This is a genomic window from Amycolatopsis balhimycina FH 1894, assembly GCF_000384295.1.
Classification (GTDB): domain Bacteria; phylum Actinomycetota; class Actinomycetes; order Mycobacteriales; family Pseudonocardiaceae; genus Amycolatopsis; species Amycolatopsis balhimycina.
Genome location: NZ_KB913037.1, coordinates 5,247,900 through 5,266,721 on the forward strand (window position 1 = coordinate 5,247,900; position 18,822 = coordinate 5,266,721).

An 18,822-nucleotide genomic window follows, 5' to 3' on the forward strand; every position below is an offset into this window, starting at 1 on the left:
CCCCGCTAGGCCTCCGCACCCGAGAAGGACCTCATGACGGAAACTCTGCCGCCGGCTCCGGACCACGATCGGATCGAACCGATCGACATCCAGCAGGAGATGCAGCGCTCCTACATCGACTACGCGATGAGCGTGATCGTGTCGCGCGCGCTGCCGGACGTGCGCGACGGCCTCAAGCCGGTCGCCCGCCGGATCCTGTACTCGATGTTCGACAACAACTTCCGGCCGGACCGTGGCTACAACAAGTGCTCCCGCGTCGTCGGCGACGTCATGGGCAACTACCACCCGCACGGCGACTCGGCGATCTACGACGCGCTGGTCCGGCTCGCGCAGCCGTGGTCGCTGCGGTACCCGCTGATCGACGGGCAGGGCAACTTCGGCTCGCCGGGCAACGACCCCGCGGCCGCCATGCGGTACACCGAGTCCCGGCTCGCGCCGCTGGCCATGCAGATGCTGGCCGACATCGAAGAAGACACCGTCGACTTCTCCGACAACTACGACGGCCGGACGCAGGAGCCCGACGTCCTGCCATCGCGGTTCCCGAACCTGCTGGTCAACGGCGGTTCCGGGATCGCGGTCGGGATGGCGACGAACATCCCGCCGCACAACCTGCGCGAGGTCTCCGAGGGCGTCGTCTGGGCGCTGGAGAACCCGGAGGCGACCGACGACGAGCTGCTGGCCGCGCTGCTGGTCCGGATCAAGGGCCCGGACTTCCCGACCAAGGCGATGATCCTCGGCACGTCCGGCATCGAGGACGCCTACCGCACCGGCCGTGGCTCGGTCCGGATGCGCGCGATCGTCGAGGTCGAGGAGGACGCGAAGGGCCGCACCATCCTGGTCGTGTCCGAGCTGCCGTACCAGGTCAACCCGGACAACCTGGTCGAGAACATCGCGAACCTGGTCCGCGACGGAAAGCTCACCGGCATCTCCGACATCGCCGACGAGTCCAACAGCCGCTCCGGCATGCGGATCGTCGTCACGATCAAGCGGGACGCGGTCGCGAAGGTCGTGCTGAACAACCTGTTCAAGCACACCCAGCTGCAGCAGAACTTCGGCGTCAACATGCTGGCGCTGGTCGACGGCGTGCCGCGCACGCTGCGGCTCGACCAGATCATCCGGCACTACGTGAAGCACCAGGTCGAGGTCATCGTCCGGCGGACCAAGTACCGCCTGAGGAAGGCCGAAGAGCGGGCCCACATCCTGCGCGGTTACGTCAAGGCGCTGGACATGCTCGACGAGGTCATCGCCCTCATCCGGCGGTCGCCCTCGGCGGACGAGGCCCGGCCGGCCCTGATGGAGCTGCTGGACGTCGACGAGATCCAGGCCACCGCGATCCTCGACATGCAGCTGCGGCGCCTCGCCGCCCTGGAGCGTCAGCGGATCATCGACCAGCTGGCCGAGATCGAGCTCGAGATCGCCGACCTGAAGGACGTCCTCGAGAAGCCCGAGCGGCAGCGCGCGATCATCCGCGACGAGCTGATGGCGATCGTCGAGAAGTACGGCGACGACCGGCGCACCAAGATCATCGGCTTCAGCGGCGACGTCACCGACGAGGAACTCATCGCGGTCGAGGACGTCGTCGTCACCATCACCCGCACGGGGTACGCCAAGCGAACGAAGACCGACCTCTACCGCTCGCAGAAGCGCGGCGGCAAGGGGGTGCAGGGTGCGACGCTGAAGCAGGACGACATCGTCCAGCACTTCTTCGTCTGCTCGACGCACGACTGGATCCTGTTCTTCACGAACAAGGGCCGGGTCTACCGGACCAAGACCTACGACCTGCCCGAGGCCAACCGCAACGCGCGCGGCCAGCACGTGGCGAACCTGATGGCGTTCCAGCCGGACGAGCAGATCGCCCAGGTCATCCAGATCAAGAACTACGAGGTCGCGCCGTACCTGGTGCTCGCCACCAAGCGCGGCCTGGTGAAGAAGACCAAGCTCACCGACTTCGACTCCAACCGCTCCGGCGGCCTCATCGCCATCAACCTGCGCGAAGGCGACGAGCTGGTCGGCGCGGTGCTGGCGGCGGCCGAGGACGACCTGCTGCTGGTGTCGGCCGAGGGCCAGTCCATCCGCTTCCACGCGACCGACGAGGCGCTGCGGCCGATGGGCCGCCCGACGTCCGGCGTGATGGGCATGCGCTTCAACGACGGCGACGAGCTGCTCGGCGTCAGCGTCGTCAAGGAGGGCAAGTTCCTGCTGGTCGCGACGGACGGCGGCTACTCCAAGCGCACCCCGATCGAGGACTATCCGGTGCAGGGCCGCGGCGGCAAGGGTGTGCTCACCATCCAGCACGACCGGAAACGTGGCAGGCTGGTGGGTGCGCTCATCGTCGACGCCGAGGACGAGCTCTACGCGATCACCTCGAGCGGCGGCGTGATCCGCACGCCGGCGGGCGACGTACGCAAGGCAGGGCGGCAGACGAAGGGGGTCCGGCTGATGAATCTCGGCGAAGGCACCACTCTTCTCGCGGTCGCACGCAACGCGGACGAGCCCTCGGACGTCGCCAATGGTGAAGCTCCGGAAACACCTGAAGCGGGTGAAGAAACGACGGCGCCGTCGGAGCAGTAAGTTCACTGCGGACAGCGCCCCACGGCACGGGTAAGGACTGACTCTTCGTGACACCATCCGAGAATCCCGAGGCAGCGGGTTCGAACGGGACTGCGGCCAGCCCGCCCTGGCAGCGGGTCGACAAGGAAGGCGACGCCGAAGCGACGGTCAAGCTGGCCACGGACGAGGCACTCTACAAACCCGAGCCGGCGGCCGACGAGACACAGCCCGCCGAGCGCCCGGTGGTGACAGGAAGCGCGGCCCCCCGCCTCTTCGGCGGCGCCGACACCCCACCAACCGGCGAGCCCTCCGCGGCGGCCGTCCCCTCGGCATCGACCCAGCGAGCCCGCCCGAGCGCCCTGCGGCGCCCGGGCCGAGGGCCCCGCCGGGCTTCGCTGCAGGTGAAGCGGTTCGACCCGTGGTCGGTCCTGAAGCTGTCCCTGGTCCTGGGCGTGGCAATGTTCTTCGTCTGGCTGGTAGCGGTCGGCGTGCTGTACACGGTCCTCGACGGCATGGGCGTCTGGGACAAACTGAACGGCACGTACTCGTCCCTGGTGGGCGGCGAAGGCGCGAACGCGTCCTCGGAACCGCTGATCAGCGCGGGCCGCGTATTCGGCATCGCGGCGATCTTGGGAGCGATCAACATCGTCCTGGTGTCGGCACTGGCCACGGTCAGCGCGTTCATCTACAACGTGTCGGCGGACCTCGCAGGAGGCCTTGAGGTCACCCTGTCGGAACGGGAGTAACCCGGTTGCAGGACCCCTTCGGGGGTCCTGTAAGGTTCTTCTCGTTCGAGGGCCTATAGCTCAGGTGGTTAGAGCGCTTCGCTGATAACGAAGAGGTCCCAGGTTCAAGTCCTGGTAGGCCCACGCAGGTCAAGCCCGGTTCACCACGTTGGTGGACCGGGCTTTTTGCTACCTGCCTGGCTAGGTGCCTGACTACCAGTCTGATCGGCTTCCTGTCGCCTGCCTGACTAGATCTATCTCGGTGGATTTCACAGCTGATCGGACGGGCCAGGGACGCGCGACTGGCTGAGTAACTGCATCTCGGTCACCGTCTTCGCCGGGGGTGTCAGATCAGACAAGGCCCGTGCGCACCGACCGGGCTGGCGCGCTTTCGAAGCTGTCTGTGCCCCATCAGACGCATCGATGAATCACAGAACGGGCATGGCCTGTTCGCGTTAGTAACGTGCAGTGGACTGACCGCGTCGTCAAGACCGGGTGAGAGCTGGCCGGATCACGCCGCCGAGGTCGAGATGTGCATCACAGTAGGCGTCACTCCTCGCGGTGGTGCGCCCGAAAAGTATCACTTAAAGTAAATGCGACACCTTTTGACCATCGGCAAGCTCGCTTGTAGAGCCAAGATGAATAAGGTCAAATTCGGGACAGCTCTCGCTATATGACCTAGTCAGAAATTTGGTTAGCGTAACGAAACGCCACTAGGTCCGGGGGCGCAGCCCCGAACTGCCGCCGGGGTTCGACGTGAAGGCGGCGTGAATCTTCCTGTGGGAAGACACGTCCGAGGTGACGGTGCATGCACTGCGTCACCCCCGCACTGTAAGGTGACTGCTCAGCGGATCACCGAAAGGCGACTGCTCTTTCCCGATCGCGGGGAGCTTTCCCTGCCGCGGCGTGAAACCTCCCAGAACCACGCCGGGAAAGAGGTTTTCCCCCATGGATGACCCGCAGGATTCTTCGATCGGCCCGCCTCACGGTGGTGCTCCGGAGGGTCCCAGTCGCGATCGGCTCGTCCGGATCCTTCGCGTCACCCAGAGCGCAGCTACCGCCGCTGAACTCTGGGCAGAGGCCTCAAACAATGAGGCCCTGACATGGGTCGCCAGGGCCTCACGGCTGTTACTCGGCTTAGCTGTCGGCTGGATTGGAGCCCGGAACCGACGCCGCTAGGTCGTACACCACACAACTAAAAGCACGGAGGTGACAGGTACACGTAAACGGAGATCCGTCGGTTCGCACTGCGTAGGTGCGGCCGGCGGATTTTCCATGTCGGACCTTCGACGATCTAGTACATCTTAGGCCGAATGGGTGTATCTCTAGCGAACGGGCACCCTGTCTGGTAATAGCCTCATTCGTGCTATTCGGTTGTTGGCGTCATCATGCGGCACGTAGCGGGATGACGCGAGTGTGATGAGCGACACATTTACATCCGAAGATGACTTCGAAGTGTGACGGTTAAACGCCGAAGCGTGTTTTTGTGGACTTTTGGTTGCTTGCTCGTGTGCGACTTCTTGCTGGTCATGGCCCAGGGTGAACCCTCCTTGCGGGCGCGACCGTTCTCGAGAAGTTACTTGCGGGTAAGTTGGGAGAGTGGATCGGTCAACAAACTATTGACCTACACTGTCAATGTCCCGTTGACGTCAAGGGTGGATTGATCATGAGGCTCACCACTGGTGACCTGGCCGAACTCACTGAGCGTGCAAGCCGTCTCGCGCGCCGTGTCGGCATCCGCCGTTTTGTGATGCGTCCCGGCAAGCTAACGCAACTGTTGCACCAGATCAGCACGCCGAACAGTCCCTACTCGGAGCAGGTGGGCGCGGACGAAGTCGGCGACGCGTTGCAGCTGATCACCTTGGCGCAACATCAGCTGGAAGAGATCGAGCTACGCCTCATCAGCGGGGCCCGTGAACGGAAAATGAGTTGGGCTGACATCGCTGAAAGACTGTCACTGCGCAGTCGCCAAGCGGCGGAGCAGCGCTACCTTCGCTTGCAGGCTGGTCACACCTCCGCAGCTGGCAATCGAGATGTGACACCGGTCCGCGAGCGCCGACGTCGCCAGAACGAGCTGTTGGAGATCTTGACTGCAAGTGAGCCGGCATTGAGGCGCCTGGCTCGTCTACTGCCTGACGCTGTCGATGACAACCTGTATGCAAGCGCAACCGGGCCGGCGCCCAGGAAGGCTGCGGCCACCTGGGACCAGTTGCCGGTAAATGAGCGGGCCTACCATCGCGACCAGCTTGGCGGAGATCTCGCGCCATACCTACGCACTGTGCGCCGCTACGCGCAGGGAGAAACGCCAATGAGACTGTTCGTGCCGTTGGCGCAAGTGGTCAGCATTCTTGACCGCAGCGGCTATGACTTTCACCATCTGCCAACCGAGCTAAACCTCGACCTTGAGCAGCTTCGGTCGATCATTCGTCGCGTTGGCTTTCGCCCCTCGCCGTCACTTTCGACTATCGCGCACTGACAGTGGGATACGCCGGACCCTCGGCTGGAAGCATCCGGAGAGCCGGAGTACAGACGCCCGAACAGTCTCCGCGTGATTCTGAAATCGCCGGCCCGGTCGCTGCTGAGACCGGGCCGGCTACTGAAGTCGTAAGTACGGCTCACATGCTGGTGAAGATCCTGTCCATCGTCTCTGCTCCGTGCTGGATCACTGGCCGCAGTTGGTGGCGGTAAACCTTCTCAGTCACGGTGGTGCCGTTGTGGCCCACTAGTCGTGAAATCTTTTCCAGCTCCATGCTGCTGTCTGAGAGTAGAGACACAAAGCTGTGTCGTAGTTCACGTGGCGTCCAGTCGGCCGGAACAAGCCCGGCCTTCTTGAGCACCCGTCGGAACGCTCGGCGTACATTGGCTGCGTCCAGCTCGCGACCGACCGCTGACGCGAACACCAACCCGTTCTCCTCCCAGTTGTCTCCGGCCAATCTGCGCGCAAAGGTGACGGGTAATCCGTCCTCGATGAACGGCTGCTCGGCGCCGAGTAACGACGTGGCAGCGGGGAAGGCGTTCTCTGCGAGCCAGCCGGCGACGAGCACTTCTTTCGTCGCCGCGGGGATCGAGCGTCCGACGCGGACGACGGCCGAATTGTCGGCCAGGCGGAAGATGGCGTTCTCCCCGAATCGGACCCGCTTCGCGCCAGCCGCGTCGAGCCCGGCGAAGGCACAGGCTGCCTCGAAGACGGCTTGTGTCCGCTCTGACGTGAAAGCCTTCGTCGTGGTCATCAGACTCCTCTATCGGGGTGCCTCAGCCAGGCTAGAGCTTCGGCGGGAACGTGTGCGCGGCGAATGACGCGTGGGTGGAACCCGGCCAGCGCGCCGCCTGGAGGGAGGTCAGGACGCGCCGGCCGGGAGCTGGTCAACGCCACCCGGTGTCGGTGGCGTGGCGCTGCAGCGCCTTGGCGGTCTTCCTGTAGGCCGTCACGGTGTCTTCGTGCGTGATGAAGACGGCTCCGCGGTGGTGTGGCACGGCGACCGTGAAGGCACCAGCACGGTTCTCGTAAAGGGTGAATCGCTCGACCAGGCCGGGCGGGCACTCGACTGCCGGAACGAGACAGACGGACATACGGGGGTGGCGCGTCAGAGCGATCACCGCGTCGAGCTGGGCGCGGAACTCATCCGTCGAGCCGAAATCGGAACGAGTAGCGGCCTCGCCGATCAGGTAGGTGCGTCGCGGCCCCGTGTCCGTCGGCGAAGTGAGCTCCTGGACCGTCCGGGCAAGCGATCGGCGGCCGACGTCAGGGCTGGGCTCGACCAGGCCAGTATCCCGCAGCGCGCGGGCGTACTCGACGGTCTGCAGAGCCTCCGGAATCAGGGTCGGCGACCACTCGAAGACGTGCGTCGACCGCTGCTCGTACGTCGTCCGTAAGAGGTCTTCGGCGCGCCCGGCGTGGTCGATGAAGTCTCGTTCGTGGGCTCGACGGGCGAGGTCGACGAGCTGATCGCACACGGCGGTCGGCGAGCGTAGGACGCCGAGGATGTGCGCCACGGTCGTGTCCGGCGGTATGCGTTTGCCGAGTTCGAAACTCGACAGCACTCCCGGGTGGAGATTGATCATGTCGGCGAGCCGGCGGAGGCCGACCCCGCGGCGGGTACGGGCGTCGCGGAGACCGTCTGCGAGCGCGATGAGGGCAGGCCGGGGTGCAGCGTCGGTCACGGTTCAACCCGCTCCGTTCAGTCGTTGAGCGTCTTCGCTCGGGGCATCCAACAAATTCACGAGATCGATGTCGCCGTCGTCCAACTCGCTGGCGCGCCGAGCCAGCGCGGCGCCGACTTGCGCCAGCTGACGGGCGAGCGTGCGCAGCGCCGCCGCATAGCGCGCGTCGTTCGCCTGGAGGGTCAGCAGCTCGACCGTCACGCTCCCAATCCGAGAGTTCATCTTCGAGAGGCCGGCCAGCAGTTCGCGATCACGCGCGTGCATGCGGCACCTCGATTTGTCGGTGCTCGTTCTGGCTCGCGCAGACGGGGCATATCCGGCCGGGTTTCGGGATCACCCGACCGCGGCTGACGCTCGGGCGGTCGTGCTCCAGCGGAAACGGATCGTTGATCAGACACCAGGGCAGCAGCAGCACGAGCCGCGGGTTCGCCATCTCCGAGTGCAGGTACAGGTGCGCCCAGCCGTCGCCGTCGGTGAACTCGTGCCACTCCCAGAAATCTCGCCGAGGGCCGGCCGTTTGCCTCACCGGGCGGTCTTCCAGCGTGGTCATCGAAGTCCCCGCTCGACCTCGAACGTCCGAAGCGCAGCGGCAGCCTGCTCCCAGTCAGCATCGGTCATGTCAGCGTGCTTCATTGGGTGCTGAGTCGTGCTCCAGTCGATCTCGTTGAGCCGCTGACCGCCGGTGTTGAACAGCGAGCCGCCGCACCAGAACGTCGGCCGGTCCTCGCGTCCGGTCGAGCCCCCGTCTTGTGCCGTCACCTGATCAACTGTCGTCGAATCCGGACACACAAAACACAGCCGGTAACCATGATTTCAGCAGGTCAACGCACACGAACTAGGCGTGAAAGGCATAGATCAGCGGGAGGTCGCTCGCCGCCGGTAGCCTCGCCTCGTGGACTTACTCCCCTTCGACGAGTACGTGCGCTCGCTCAACCGCAAGCGCATGTCCGCCGGCGTCCTCTTCCGCGACGAGGCCGACCGCGTGCTGTTCGTCGAGCCGTCGTATAAGCCGCATTGGGACATCCCCGGTGGAGCGTGCGAAGAGGGCGAGCCGCCCTGGCGCACGGCGGCCCGGGAGGTCGCGGAAGAGGTCGGCATCGATCGGCCGCTCGGCAACCTGCTAGTGATCGACTACATCCCGGACGACTCGCGCATGCCAGAGGGGATGGCGTACGTCTTCGACGGCGGGCTGGTCGCCGAGGCCGAGATCAAGGCCTTGACGATCACGGACCCCGAGATCCTGTCGGCGGAGCTGCTGCCGCTCGACACCGCGGCATCGCGCCTGAAGCCGATCCTCGCGCGCCGGATTGCGGTTGCCCTCGACGCTGCGCGCGCCGGTGAGCTGCTGATATGTGAGGACGGCAGGCGCATAGCGCAGTAGTCTGGTTACTGGGTGCACACAGCCGGAGGACGGATGACCGCTCACAACCCGCTCGCCGAGAACCTGACGCGCATCCGCAAAGCCCGCGACTTCTCCCAGGAGGGCCTCGCCGAGGCTGCCTCGGTCGGCGTCGACACCGTGGCGCGCATCGAGCAGGGCACCAGGACGACGAGCCGCCCGGCCACCCTTCGGAAACTCGCGGCTGCGCTCGGGGTCCCGGTCGATGCGCTGCTCGGCACACTGCCGGCGCCGCACTCCCGCGATGTCGATGTGGCTCCGCTTCGCCGGGCGATCACCGCGGATGCATCCATTCCCGGTCTTGAGGATCTGGCCGACACCCGCGAGCTGCTGCCGCTCCCGGAACTCACGGCCAGTGCGCACGCTGCCTGGCGGGCGTATGTCGACGGGCGCCACGCCGAGCTGCTGCACGCGCTGCCGGTCGTCCTGGCCGATGCCCGTCGAGGCGTCCGCGACACCCGGGACGAGGAGCGCGCTGGCGCTCACCGCGTCCTGTCGACGGCGTACCGGCTCGGTGCCGGCATCGCGGGTCGGCTCGGCTTCGATGACCTGGCGTACACCTCCGCTGCTCGGGCGATTGAGGCCGCGGCCGAGTCGGACGCTCCCGAGGTCGAGGCCGCAATTTCGCTGCGCTACCTGGCTTGGACACTGGTCCGCCAGGGACGTGCCGAGGACGCTGAGCACGTCGCTACCCAGGCGGCGGCCGCGATCGAACCGCGCATGCTCGACCGCGACCCGGTCCGCGCCGGCGTGTTCGGCAACCTGCTGTTCAACGCCGCAACCGCGGCACTCCGTACTGGGAGCGCTGGCCGCGCCGAGGATCTCCTTGCTGCGGCCCACGCTGCTGCGATCCGGTCACGCGGCGACACAGCTTCAGAGGCTGCGATCTTCGGCCCGCGCGTTGCGGCACTTCAGAACGTCGAGCTTGCAGCGCGGGCCGGCGACCCCGAGCAGGCGCTCCGCCTGGCGGCCGCCGTGCCGGACACAGCGGGCGACGTCCCAGCCTTCTGGGAGGCTGGCCATCGACTGTTGCTCGCTGCAGCAGCCGCCGACCTGCGTCAGGATCGCGATGCGTTGGCCTGGCTTGCGGAGGCACGCGACCTCGCGCCGGACTGGGTGCGTTATCAGCCGCTCGGTAAGACCACGATGCGACGCCTAGTCGATCGGGCAACGCGACGTCAGGGCATTGAGTTCGCCGCGCTTGCAACTCATTACGGCGTGGTCGGTCAGCCAGACCGAGGCTTATGAAGTTCGACAGGTCAGACCTTCCCGATAATCTCTCTGAGTGTTTGAGCAATTTTGCTCGCTTTTACACCAGTCCTCTCATGCTTTCGAACTCTCCGACCACTGTCTAGTGTGGCTACTACAGCGAAATCGTTGCCTTCTGCTACGACGCATATATTCAATGTGCTTGCTGTTTTGGTGCTGTCTGCGACCATGCATCGGAGATGGTTGGCGTGGGGGGTAATCCTCCGCCAGTTACGTCTATGGTGAGTGGCTGTTGCAAGTTGGTTGGCGAATTCTAACGGACTTGTTGCTCGTTCGTTAGGATCGAGCGAGAGACTCTTCTCTACGACGCGACTTAGCCCGATGGAGACGTGAGGGGCAACGTCTCGTAGTTTGCTCCGCTGTCCCGTGCGAACTTTCTCCCAGGTCTCATCGTACCCAAATTTTTCTGAAACTGGATAGTCGCCTGCTAGTAAAAAGAAAACAGTGGCAGCCAGGGAATAGATGTCCGAGGCCTTGGTGCAGTGGCGATCTGGTGAAGACAGAGCCTCGGGCGCAACTGTTACGAGAGTTCCTTCCGGAGGGGTTCTGCCGTTCTTGTCGATCTTGTGAGCCATGCCAAGGTCTGCGAGGAGCACTTTTCCGTTGGTGTCTAAGTAGCAATTTTCGGGTTTCACGTCTCGATGGAGAAGGCCAGCTGAATGCACCTTCTCCAGCCCGTATCCGACGTACTGCCCCCACTCGGATGCCTGTCTTGGCGTAACCCCGAATGGGCTCGCCGCCGTCGAGAGATTGCCGCCTTCCATGACAGGGGTCGTGATATAGCGGAGATCGGTCCCGGTCACCACATCCGCATTGAACACGGGAAGAAGGTAGTCGCTGCGGAGTTGCTCAAGGACTTGAGCCTCGTCCCACGTGGCTGGCTGGCCGTCTGTTGGAGTAAGCAACTTGAGGGCTACCTCAGTGCCCAGGTGCTCATCGCGTGCTCGATGAACCTGACCGCCTTTGCCCTTGCCTAAGAAGGCCACAAGCTCGTAGCGGTCGTTGATGCGAGTCCCCTTCGGATACGGTTTCGACTGAGCCACGTGAGTAGTCTATATTCGCGAGATGACAGTGATCGGGCTGTGCGTGGTGATTTCGCCCAAAGGGCCTACGGTTTCTTGCGTTTTGGTTTCAGGTGATCGAGATAACCCGTCGGTCGTTGACTCGTACGTGCTGAAGACAAGCGCTGACGGACAAGCTGATCGGTTAGTTCATCTTGCGCAGAACCTGCGTAGTAAGATTTCCGGACTTGAGATTGAGCACGCTGTCATCCGTGTGGCGGACGTTAGCCCGAAGGGAAACCGTTCGGCTGCGCCACGTAATCGCCTTTTGATCGAAGGCGCTCTCATGCTGGTTTGCCGCGAGCAAGTTCATGGTTCAGTGTGCGCAAGGACAGGTAAAGAAGTGGGCGAGGTGCTCGGCGTGCCGAAGGTTGAAGCTGTTGCCACAGGTAAGCGCCTTGTAGCTAAGCACGCTGAGGCCGCTGCTGCCGCAATCTCCGGCCTGCCGACAGCGACGACAAGCGGATAGAGCGCCTGTCAGGCGCTGCCCTGATCAATGACGATGAGTTGGTCTATGCCCCAAACGTGAGGATCGGGCAGCCTCACGGCTAGCTGGTAGAGAACCACGGCCACTACACGCTCTGCTCCCGCTTGTCGTGCTCGGCGCGCTGCTCTGGCGAGTGAAGTACCGCTTGCCACGTTGACGTCGACAATCAAGACAGTGCCGCTCGCGCTGCCTGCTTCTGAGTGCGGGCCGTGGACCATGCCCGCATGGCCGACAAGCGCGGCTCCAACGATGCGTTCCGCTGCCGAACTAGCCGCCATCAGGGTTGAGGTACCAAAGTCCGATGCAACCTCGGTGACCTGCTCTGCAGCTGCCCTCAACTCGCTTGGGTTCGAGAGGTGATCGATGTTGCGGTTGCCCAGGCTGATCATTTCGAGCAGGTCTGTCACGGTTACTCCCCGAGGTCGAGTTCTGACAGAAACCGAGTAAGCGGACGGTCAGCATCCAGCATGCGTGCCCTTCCAGGTCGGAAACAGGGCCAGTGGAGTGCAACTTGTTACAACCCGTCGCCAACTCAATCTCAAGTTGGGCCTCCACCTAGTTCACGGGTGACCAGTTGCCTTCGTTCATATCGAACACGTGTTCTAATGTAGTGCAGGCTGGGGTAGGCAGGGAAGCCTGGTGGCCGGACTGAGGGTGCCGGAAGAGTAGGTCATTCGGTCAACTGTGCTCGTCATAATGAGCTGGCGCACGACAAGCTGAACCAGACTGACCCTTCGGCGGATGGTCTTGCGTTGCGCAACGAGGTCAAGGCCTGGTCAGTGCCGCAATCGCACGGCACAGTGCTTCTGTGTCCGTGATGGCCTGCCGGCATGTCGCTTCGGTGATCGTCAGTCGTTGTCCGGGCCTTGCCGTGCTGCCGGGCACCTTGGCCAAGTACTTGGCGTCGATCAAGCCATCGTTGTGAGTAAACAGGTGACGAGCGGCCCAGGCTTCCTGCAGTCGCTGCCAAGTTGGTGCGTCAATCATCGTACGGACATCTGAGTGCCCGGAATCGGCGAAGAGATCCGCAGTGTCGTCGAGTCGCTGGAAGATGTTGCCCTTGCCTCTGACTAGGCTGGCGGCATCGGTCACGCTGGCGCGGAACACCCTCGATGCCATTGTCTCGACGACGCCGACCAGGTTCTCCAACGTGTCCACCCAGATGCGTGTGAAGACACCCTGCTCGCGCAGAGTCGCGGCGACCTCGGCAGGCAGTCGGCCCAGGCCGTCGAGCCGCGCGGTTTCGGCAGCGAGAGCGTCCAGCGCCACGACGTCGGCTGATAGCAGCCCGCACACAGGGCAGAATCGATGCTCGCCAAACACCGCGTAGCGGAGAGTGCAGCTAGCGCACGTGCGCACCCGAATGAGCTGTTCCTCGTCGATGCCGGGGAGCGGCTGGGGGTAGAACGGCTCGGTGCGGTAGCTGATCTCGATGCCGAATCCAGATGGCCGCGGTCTTGACCTGGACGTTGATATACCTCTGAAGGCGTGATCCAGTGCTTCCTGGACGAGTTGCGTTCCGAGATCACCTGCGGCACGCATCGCCCGGTCGAGCTGCTGCTGGGTCAAGAACTCTGTCCCGCCCCGGGTTTGATGGAGACATTCAAGCCTGGATGATGAGGACTGATGGCCCCACCGAAGAAGTACCCAGACGAGCTGCGTGAGCGGGCGACCCGGATGGCCGTGGAGGCGCGGCGGGATCCAGCGGCCGCGACCGGGGCGATCAAGCGGATCGCCGACCAACTCGGGATCCACCCCGAGGCGCTGCGGACCTGGGTCAAGCGCGCGGAGACCGACGCCGGGGACCGGCCGGGCACCACGAGCGGTGACGCGGAGCGGCTCGCTCAGCTGGAGCGGGAGAACCGTGAGCTGCGGCGGGCGAACCAGATCTTGAGGTCAGCGGCCAGTTTCTTTGCGGCGGAGCTGGACCGTCCGTCGCGATGAAGGTCGAGTTCGTCGACTCCCAGAAGGAAGAACACGGTGTCCAGCCGGTCCTGCAGGCGCTCAAGCAGACGCCCGCCGAGATCGCACCGTCGACGTACTACGCGGCCAAGTCCCGCCCGCAATCGGCCCGTACGGCACGAGACCGGGAGCTGACCGCGACGATCAGGCGGGTACACAAGGACAACTACGGCGTCTACGGGGCGCGGAAGGTGTGGAAGCAGCTCAAACGCGAGGGCGTCGACGTGGCCCGATGCACGGTCGAGCGACTCATGCGCGAGAGCGGACTGCGTGGCCTGCTGCGCGACAAGTCTCCGCGCACGACACGGCCGGCGGCGGAGACCAGCAGGCCCGCTGACCTGGTGGAACGTGACTTCACGGCCACGCGTGTCAACGAGCTGTGGGTCGCGGACATCACCTACGTGCGCACCGCCGCCGGCTGGGTCTACGCGGCGTTCGTGCTCGATGTCTTCTCCCGCCTGATCGTCGGCTGGCAGGTCGCCACCAGCCTCTACACCGAGCTCGCGCTGGACGCGCTGCAGATGGCGATCTGGCGCCGCCAGGCCGCCGGCGCGGACCTGACCGGGCTCGTCCATCACAGCGACCGCGGCGTGCAGTACCGGGCAGTGCGCTACACGCAGCGCCTTGCCGAGGCTGACGCTGTCGCATCCGTTGGCAGCAAAGGAGATTCCTACGACAACGCGATGGCTGAGGCGTTCAACTCGTTGTACAAAGCCGAACTCGTCCGCAACCGCGGACCATGGCGCGGTATCGACGACATCGAGATCGCCACCGTCGAGTACATCGACTGGTACAACAACCGACGCCTGCACGGCGAACTCGGACACGTACCGCCCGCCGAGCACGAAGCACTACACGCGATGACCCACACGGTCACCGCAACCCTGGAAACCAGTTAATCCAGTCTCCATCAAACCCGGTACTTGACACTCACTGTGTTCGGCGTGATGACCGCAGTACACGCACCACAGCTCAAGGTCGTCAGGGAGAGCCTCGTAGTCGTCAGAGCCGACCCGGAACATCTGTGTACAGCTCGGACACTGTCGGCCGAAGAAACCATGCTCGTCGGACGGGATGGTAATCCGCATCTCGAACACGTCTTCTTGCCGGCCTACTACCTCGGCGCCCTCGGGCATCCGGAATCCGTCGCTGTGCCACATGGCACGATTGTGCTCCTCAGGTCTGACATTCCGGTCGTCATGGCGGCCGACTCGCGGGGCGTCCTTGGGATCTTGGCCGTCCCTGGGTTAGCTGTTTTGCCTGGTCGCGCACCTACGATGGCCTGACGAACCGCCTGACAATCACCCGGTACTGCCGGACCCGTCGGTGGACGTCCACGGACGCCCGAACCCGAGGTCATGAGGTGTGCGCCTTGATCACAAAGGGGTGATCTTGGCCTGATAACGAAGAGGTCCCAGGTTCAAGTCCTGGTAGGCCCACGCATCACAAAGCCCGGTTCGCGGAATGCGAACCGGGCTTTGTCGTGACCTGGGTCAGTTGCTGGCGTGGGCGGTGTTGTCGACCCAGTGCTGGGCGAGACCGACGTCGCCGTTGACGCTGATGTTGGTGGTTTCGCGATCGGCAAGGTTGAGTCGCCGGGTCAAGGTCAGCAGCAGCGATTGTGCCGGGCCGGTCACCGTCACGTCGGCCTGCCGGGTTCCCGGCTGCCACGTCGCCCCGTCAGACCGTCGTTCGACGAACCAGGCGTTCGCCGTGTCCGTGGCCTGCCACTGCAGGGTCTGCCCGGTGCCCCGGAGGGCTTGCGCGGACTCGGACCGCTGCATCTCCCACGTCGGGGACGTGAGCATCGCGAGGTGGTTGCTGATGAGCGCCGCTGCGATGCCGGCGTCGATGTCGGCCGGTCGGTTCGCCGCGGTGGCAGCGTCGGCGCCGTGGACGACCGCCTCGTTGAGCATGCTCGACAGCCAGAATCGTGTCCCGGACCGCTCGTCCCCCGCGGCGTTGAACACCGGTGCGTCGAGTGCGTCGTCGGAGCACGCGTTCGCGACTCGCTGCGCGGACTCCGACAGCCATGCCTGCCACTCGCGGGGGCCGGTGGGCGGTACGGCCATCTCCGTGGGCAGCTCGGTGGGGTCGGTGACGCGCCGCTCGATGAGCTCCGCGACCCAGTGCTGTGTCTGGCCCACGTGCTCGACCAGGTCGGTGACGGTCCACCCCGGCGCTGTCGGCACGGCGGCGTCAGGTCCGGCCGCGACTGCTGACTCCGCCAGGCGCCGGGTGTGTTCGACGATCGCTCGCCGGGCGTCTTCCGCGTTCAGTTCGGTCATGGGATCGTTCCTTCTCGTCTCGCCGGCCTCTGAGTCTTCGACGACGCGTCGAACGACGACAGCCGCGATCGACAAGCCCGCCACGATTTTTCCGGCTCGACAATCATGGGGTCAGCGCGAGCCGGACGGTGGGTCGAAGGGCCCGCGCTCGGCGGCGCAGACCGTGCCGGCCGGCGGCAGCGTCAGGTCGGTCAGGTAACCGTCCAGCCACTGGTCCACGCACTGGTTCCGGCCGTCGTAGGCGACGCCGTGTCCGGCGATGTCCGCGGTGAGGAGGCGGGCCCGGCCGAGCAGGTGGCTGGTCGAGACCGCGTCTTCGTACGGGGTTGCGGGGTCGCCGAGCCGGTTGCCGATGAGCAGGACGGGGTTGGCGGTCGGCCGGTTCCACGGGCCGGTGTAGCGGTCGGGGTCGGTCACCAGCCAGCTCGCGCAGGGCAACCCGGCGTAGATCCAGACTGACGCGAACCCGGGAGCGGCTGCCTCGGCAAGGCGGGCGTAGCGGCCGACCGCCCGCGGATCGCGCGGGTTGTCGGTGTCCGTGCAGGCGACGGCGTTGTGCCAGGTGTTGTACGCGATCTGCGGCTCGTCGGGCTCGGCGGCGCGGGAGAACCGTGGCGGAGCCGGCACGGGGACATGCCCGGGCGCCGGTGCGGTGGCGGCCGGGTGCTGCGCGGCGAGGTACAGCGTCTGCAAGAAAGGGGTCAGGTCTGCGGCGGCGTCCGGGTTGTAGAGCCCGCTCAACATCCGCATGACCAGGTCCTGGTAGGTGATCTGCTGCGTCTCGCCGTGCGAATCCGTGAGGGTGACCGGTCCCCGGCGCAGCGTGGCCAGCAGGTCGTCGTACTTGCGGTGCAGGCTCTGCTCGGTGGCGCCGGGCTCGCCGAACTCGCACTGGGCGTGGGCCGCGCATTCCCGCATCACGGTGTTCAGCGCGGTCTGGGCACCGAGGTACGAACCGATCCGGTAGATGTAGGGCTCGCCGCTCTGCCCCGGCAGCGTGCCGGTGGTCCACTCCTGGGGTTGCAGCACGCCGTCGAGCACCATGGCCCGCACCCGCTGCGGGAACAGGTTGGCGTACACCTCACCCAGGTGGGTCCCGTAGGACGTGCCGAGGTAGCTCAGCTGCTGGTCGCCGACGGCGCGGCGCAGCAGGTCCAGGTCCCGGGCCACGTTCGCCGTCGACATGTGCCCCAGCAGCGGCCCGGCGTGCTGTGCGCAGCGCGCGGTGACCTCGCCGACCTGCCGGATCGCGGCGGCCTCTTCGGCTTCGGTGACGGGGAAGACCGGGCTCAGTTTCGCGTCGTCGGCAGGGTCGTCGGAGCAGGTGACGGGGGTGGAGTTGCGAATGCCGCGCGGGTCGAACCCGACGATGTCGAAACGGGCGGCCATCACCGGTGACAGTCGTGGCGGGATCCGCCCGCTGCTGCCGGGGCCGCCGGGGTTGGTGAACACGGTGCCGATCTTGTGCTGCGGGTCCTTGGCGGGCCGCTTGGTCAGCGCCAGGGAAATTTGCGGACCGGCCGGGTCGCGGTAGGACAGCGGGACCCGGGCCGTGGCGCACTCGGAGCCCGGCGGACCGGTCTCGCCCGGGCAGGGAGCCCAGTCGAGGACGGGTGTGGCGGCCCTGTCGGAGTCCGGGCCGGCCGGTGGCGTGGCGGCGCTCGCTCCCGTGGTCAGCCCCGCCGAGATCGCCAGGGTCACGGTGCCCAGCGCGATGCCACGCCGGAAAGCGCTCTGTCTTGCTCTCATCCGGGTCACCGTAGGGACGCGGAGCGACGGGCCGGAACGGCCGGAAAGTCGGCAAAGGGTGGCCGTTCGGAGGATGCGTGCCACGGAGTTCGCCGGATACGGGTCAGCCCTGCCGGGAAGAGAAGTCCGGCAGGGCTGAGTTTTCGTGGTCGGCGAGCTCGGCACGCCTACCGATGGGTACAACGAGACACGCGCCTTCGGTATTTCGCCTCGCCTGTGACGTGCGTTACCTGCGAACTCTTGGTTCCACGTGGAACCACCGGCGGCCCGACACCGGGCGAGACCGGTGCAGTAACATCGCGGGGTAAGGGAAGCAAGCTGAGAAGGGGGCTTCGGTGAAGAAGCTGCTGGCACTCGCGGTCATCGCGGGCGGCGTCCTGTTCGTCGTCAAGCGCAACAAGGCGGCCAAGGCCGAAGCCGACCTCTGGCGTGAGGCGACCGCGCCGGTCCCCTCGAGCAACGGCACGACTCCGGCCAAGCCTGCGGGCGCGTCCCACAACTGAGTCCTCACGCGGGCGGTGCGCCGCCCGCGTCCGGGGCTGTAGCTCAATTGGTAGAGCACCGCCTTTGCAAGGCGGGGGTCAGGGGTTCGATTCCCCTCAGCTCCACACTGCTGTAGACGTGACGAAGGCCAGGTCAGAGAGCATTTCCTCTGACCTGGCCTTCGTCGTATCAGGCGGCCGTGCCTCCCGCCGTGCCCCCTGCGTGCCCCTTGCCCCGGCCACGCCCCGGCCGACGGGTGCGTTTGCCCTATCGAATGTCCGGTCAGCCGATGAGCGGGACGTTCGGCGCCAGGGGCGGCCGGTTCCGTGACGCCCGCGCGGTCGCGGCTTCAGGATGATCGCGCACTGTCGAGGTTTGAGCGGATGATCCTGGTCGTGGGGTGGTCGGGTCCCAGCACCCGCTCGCTGTCGGCGAGGTTGGCCTCGTACAGCGGGATCGCCCGTCCCAGATCACCCATCGCGCGGTAGGCGTAGGCCAGGTTGTTCCGCGAGCTCAGCGTGTTCGGGTGGTCGGGTCCCAGCACCCGCTCCCGATCAGCGAGGTTGGCCTCGTACAGCGGGATCGCCCGTCCCAGATCACCCGCCGCCTGGTAGGCGTAGGCCAGGTTGTTCCGCGAGCTCAGCGTGTCGGGGTGGTCGGGTCCCAGCACCCGCTCGTAGTCGGCAAG

At 65.5% G+C, this 18,822-nt stretch carries 19 protein-coding genes and 2 tRNA genes; 10 read left to right on the forward strand and 11 right to left on the reverse strand.

The window, feature by feature from the left end; translation table 11 throughout:
* The first annotated feature begins 33 nt into the window (after positions 1–33).
* The 4 genes from gyrA (at position 34) to A3CE_RS53590 (ending at position 5,751) form a co-directional block, all read left to right on the forward strand.
* On the forward strand, positions 34–2,571 hold the full coding sequence (gyrA, locus tag A3CE_RS0123440; RefSeq protein ID WP_020642554.1) for a DNA gyrase subunit A: 2,538 nt from the start codon (positions 34–36) through the stop codon (positions 2,569–2,571).
* A 47-nt stretch (positions 2,572–2,618) separates the two neighbouring features.
* Entirely contained in the window at positions 2,619–3,296 is a 678-nt protein-coding gene (locus tag A3CE_RS0123445) for a DUF3566 domain-containing protein (RefSeq protein WP_020642555.1), read from the forward strand.
* A gap of 49 nt (positions 3,297–3,345) precedes the next feature.
* A tRNA-Ile gene (locus A3CE_RS0123450) sits at positions 3,346–3,419 on the forward strand.
* Between the two features lie 1,522 nt (positions 3,420–4,941).
* Positions 4,942–5,751 (forward strand): hypothetical protein, encoded by an 810-nt coding sequence (locus tag A3CE_RS53590; RefSeq protein ID WP_020642556.1) that lies wholly within the window; start codon positions 4,942–4,944, stop codon positions 5,749–5,751.
* Between the two features lie 139 nt (positions 5,752–5,890).
* Here the strand turns inward: A3CE_RS53590 and A3CE_RS51530 are convergent, their stop codons facing one another.
* The 5 genes from A3CE_RS51530 to A3CE_RS0123480 all read right to left on the reverse strand — a co-directional run bounded on the left by A3CE_RS51530 (position 5,891) and on the right by A3CE_RS0123480 (position 8,195).
* Positions 5,891–6,505: a tyrosine-type recombinase/integrase gene (locus A3CE_RS51530; protein ID WP_084641735.1), complete on the reverse strand. Its 615-nt coding sequence runs from the start codon at positions 6,503–6,505 to the stop codon at positions 5,891–5,893.
* 133 nt (positions 6,506–6,638) lie between these two features.
* On the reverse strand, positions 6,639–7,436 hold the full coding sequence (locus A3CE_RS0123465) for a helix-turn-helix domain-containing protein (protein WP_020642557.1): 798 nt from the start codon (positions 7,434–7,436) through the stop codon (positions 6,639–6,641).
* Positions 7,437–7,439: 3 nt separating this feature from the next.
* Positions 7,440–7,637, reverse strand: a complete 198-nt coding sequence (locus A3CE_RS51540) for a hypothetical protein (RefSeq protein WP_245589576.1) — start codon at positions 7,635–7,637, stop codon at positions 7,440–7,442.
* A gap of 49 nt (positions 7,638–7,686) precedes the next feature.
* A complete protein-coding gene (locus tag A3CE_RS0123475; RefSeq protein ID WP_020642559.1) occupies positions 7,687–7,986 on the reverse strand; it encodes a hypothetical protein in 300 nt (99 codons plus the stop codon).
* Positions 7,983–8,195, reverse strand: coding sequence for a hypothetical protein (locus tag A3CE_RS0123480; protein WP_020642560.1), 213 nt, complete (start codon positions 8,193–8,195; stop codon positions 7,983–7,985). The genes A3CE_RS0123475 and A3CE_RS0123480 overlap by 4 nt, the downstream gene beginning before the upstream one ends.
* A 133-nt stretch (positions 8,196–8,328) precedes the next feature.
* Here A3CE_RS0123480 and A3CE_RS0123485 point away from each other — a divergent pair, with 133 nt between their 5' ends.
* Together A3CE_RS0123485 and A3CE_RS0123490 are read left to right on the forward strand one after the other, a co-directional pair.
* Positions 8,329–8,817 carry an NUDIX domain-containing protein gene (locus A3CE_RS0123485; protein ID WP_020642561.1) on the forward strand — a complete coding sequence of 163 codons (489 nt, stop codon included), beginning with the start codon at positions 8,329–8,331 and terminating at the stop codon, positions 8,815–8,817.
* Between the two features lie 33 nt (positions 8,818–8,850).
* Positions 8,851–10,083, forward strand: coding sequence for a helix-turn-helix domain-containing protein (locus A3CE_RS0123490; protein WP_020642562.1), 1,233 nt, complete (start codon positions 8,851–8,853; stop codon positions 10,081–10,083).
* A gap of 11 nt (positions 10,084–10,094) precedes the next feature.
* Here A3CE_RS0123490 and A3CE_RS55330 read toward each other — a convergent pair whose 3' ends face one another.
* Positions 10,095–11,147 carry a serine/threonine-protein kinase gene (locus A3CE_RS55330; protein ID WP_084641738.1) on the reverse strand — a complete coding sequence of 351 codons (1,053 nt, stop codon included), beginning with the start codon at positions 11,145–11,147 and terminating at the stop codon, positions 10,095–10,097.
* Between the two features lie 22 nt (positions 11,148–11,169).
* Here A3CE_RS55330 and A3CE_RS56655 point away from each other — a divergent pair, with 22 nt between their 5' ends.
* On the forward strand, positions 11,170–11,634 hold the full coding sequence (locus A3CE_RS56655; RefSeq protein WP_125592393.1) for a hypothetical protein: 465 nt from the start codon (positions 11,170–11,172) through the stop codon (positions 11,632–11,634).
* Between the two features lie 8 nt (positions 11,635–11,642).
* Here A3CE_RS56655 and A3CE_RS56660 read toward each other — a convergent pair whose 3' ends face one another.
* Together A3CE_RS56660 and A3CE_RS0123500 are read right to left on the reverse strand one after the other, a co-directional pair.
* Entirely contained in the window at positions 11,643–12,059 is a 417-nt protein-coding gene (locus A3CE_RS56660) for a hypothetical protein (RefSeq protein ID WP_125592395.1), read from the reverse strand.
* A gap of 358 nt (positions 12,060–12,417) precedes the next feature.
* Entirely contained in the window at positions 12,418–13,221 is an 804-nt protein-coding gene (locus A3CE_RS0123500; protein WP_020642564.1) for a hypothetical protein, read from the reverse strand.
* Positions 13,222–13,278: 57 nt separating this feature from the next.
* Between A3CE_RS0123500 and A3CE_RS0123510 the strand changes: the two genes are divergently transcribed.
* A protein-coding gene (locus A3CE_RS0123510; protein ID WP_245589481.1) for an IS3 family transposase occupies positions 13,279–14,513 on the forward strand; the annotation gives its coding sequence in 2 pieces (ribosomal slippage) (positions 13,279–13,558 and positions 13,558–14,513; 1,236 coding nt in all).
* Between the two features lie 594 nt (positions 14,514–15,107).
* Here the strand turns inward: A3CE_RS0123510 and A3CE_RS0123515 are convergent.
* Positions 15,108–15,902 carry a maleylpyruvate isomerase family mycothiol-dependent enzyme gene (locus A3CE_RS0123515; RefSeq protein WP_020642565.1) on the reverse strand — a complete coding sequence of 265 codons (795 nt, stop codon included), beginning with the start codon at positions 15,900–15,902 and terminating at the stop codon, positions 15,108–15,110.
* Between the two features lie 111 nt (positions 15,903–16,013).
* Entirely contained in the window at positions 16,014–17,651 is a 1,638-nt protein-coding gene (locus A3CE_RS0123520; protein WP_084641741.1) for an alpha/beta hydrolase, read from the reverse strand.
* 335 nt (positions 17,652–17,986) lie between these two features.
* Here A3CE_RS0123520 and A3CE_RS51545 point away from each other — a divergent pair, with 335 nt between their 5' ends.
* Together A3CE_RS51545 and A3CE_RS0123530 are read left to right on the forward strand one after the other, a co-directional pair.
* The gene (locus A3CE_RS51545; RefSeq protein ID WP_020642567.1) at positions 17,987–18,154 is read left to right on the forward strand and encodes a DLW-39 family protein; all 168 of its coding nucleotides are present in this window, start codon (positions 17,987–17,989) and stop codon (positions 18,152–18,154) included.
* Positions 18,155–18,186: 32 nt separating this feature from the next.
* Positions 18,187–18,259, forward strand: a tRNA-Ala gene (locus A3CE_RS0123530).
* Between the two features lie 224 nt (positions 18,260–18,483).
* On the opposite strand, the gene A3CE_RS51550 is transcribed toward A3CE_RS0123530, so the two are convergent.
* Positions 18,484–18,822, reverse strand: a 339-nt coding sequence (locus A3CE_RS51550; RefSeq protein WP_043791021.1) for a tetratricopeptide repeat protein, incomplete at its 5' end; no start/stop codon positions are given.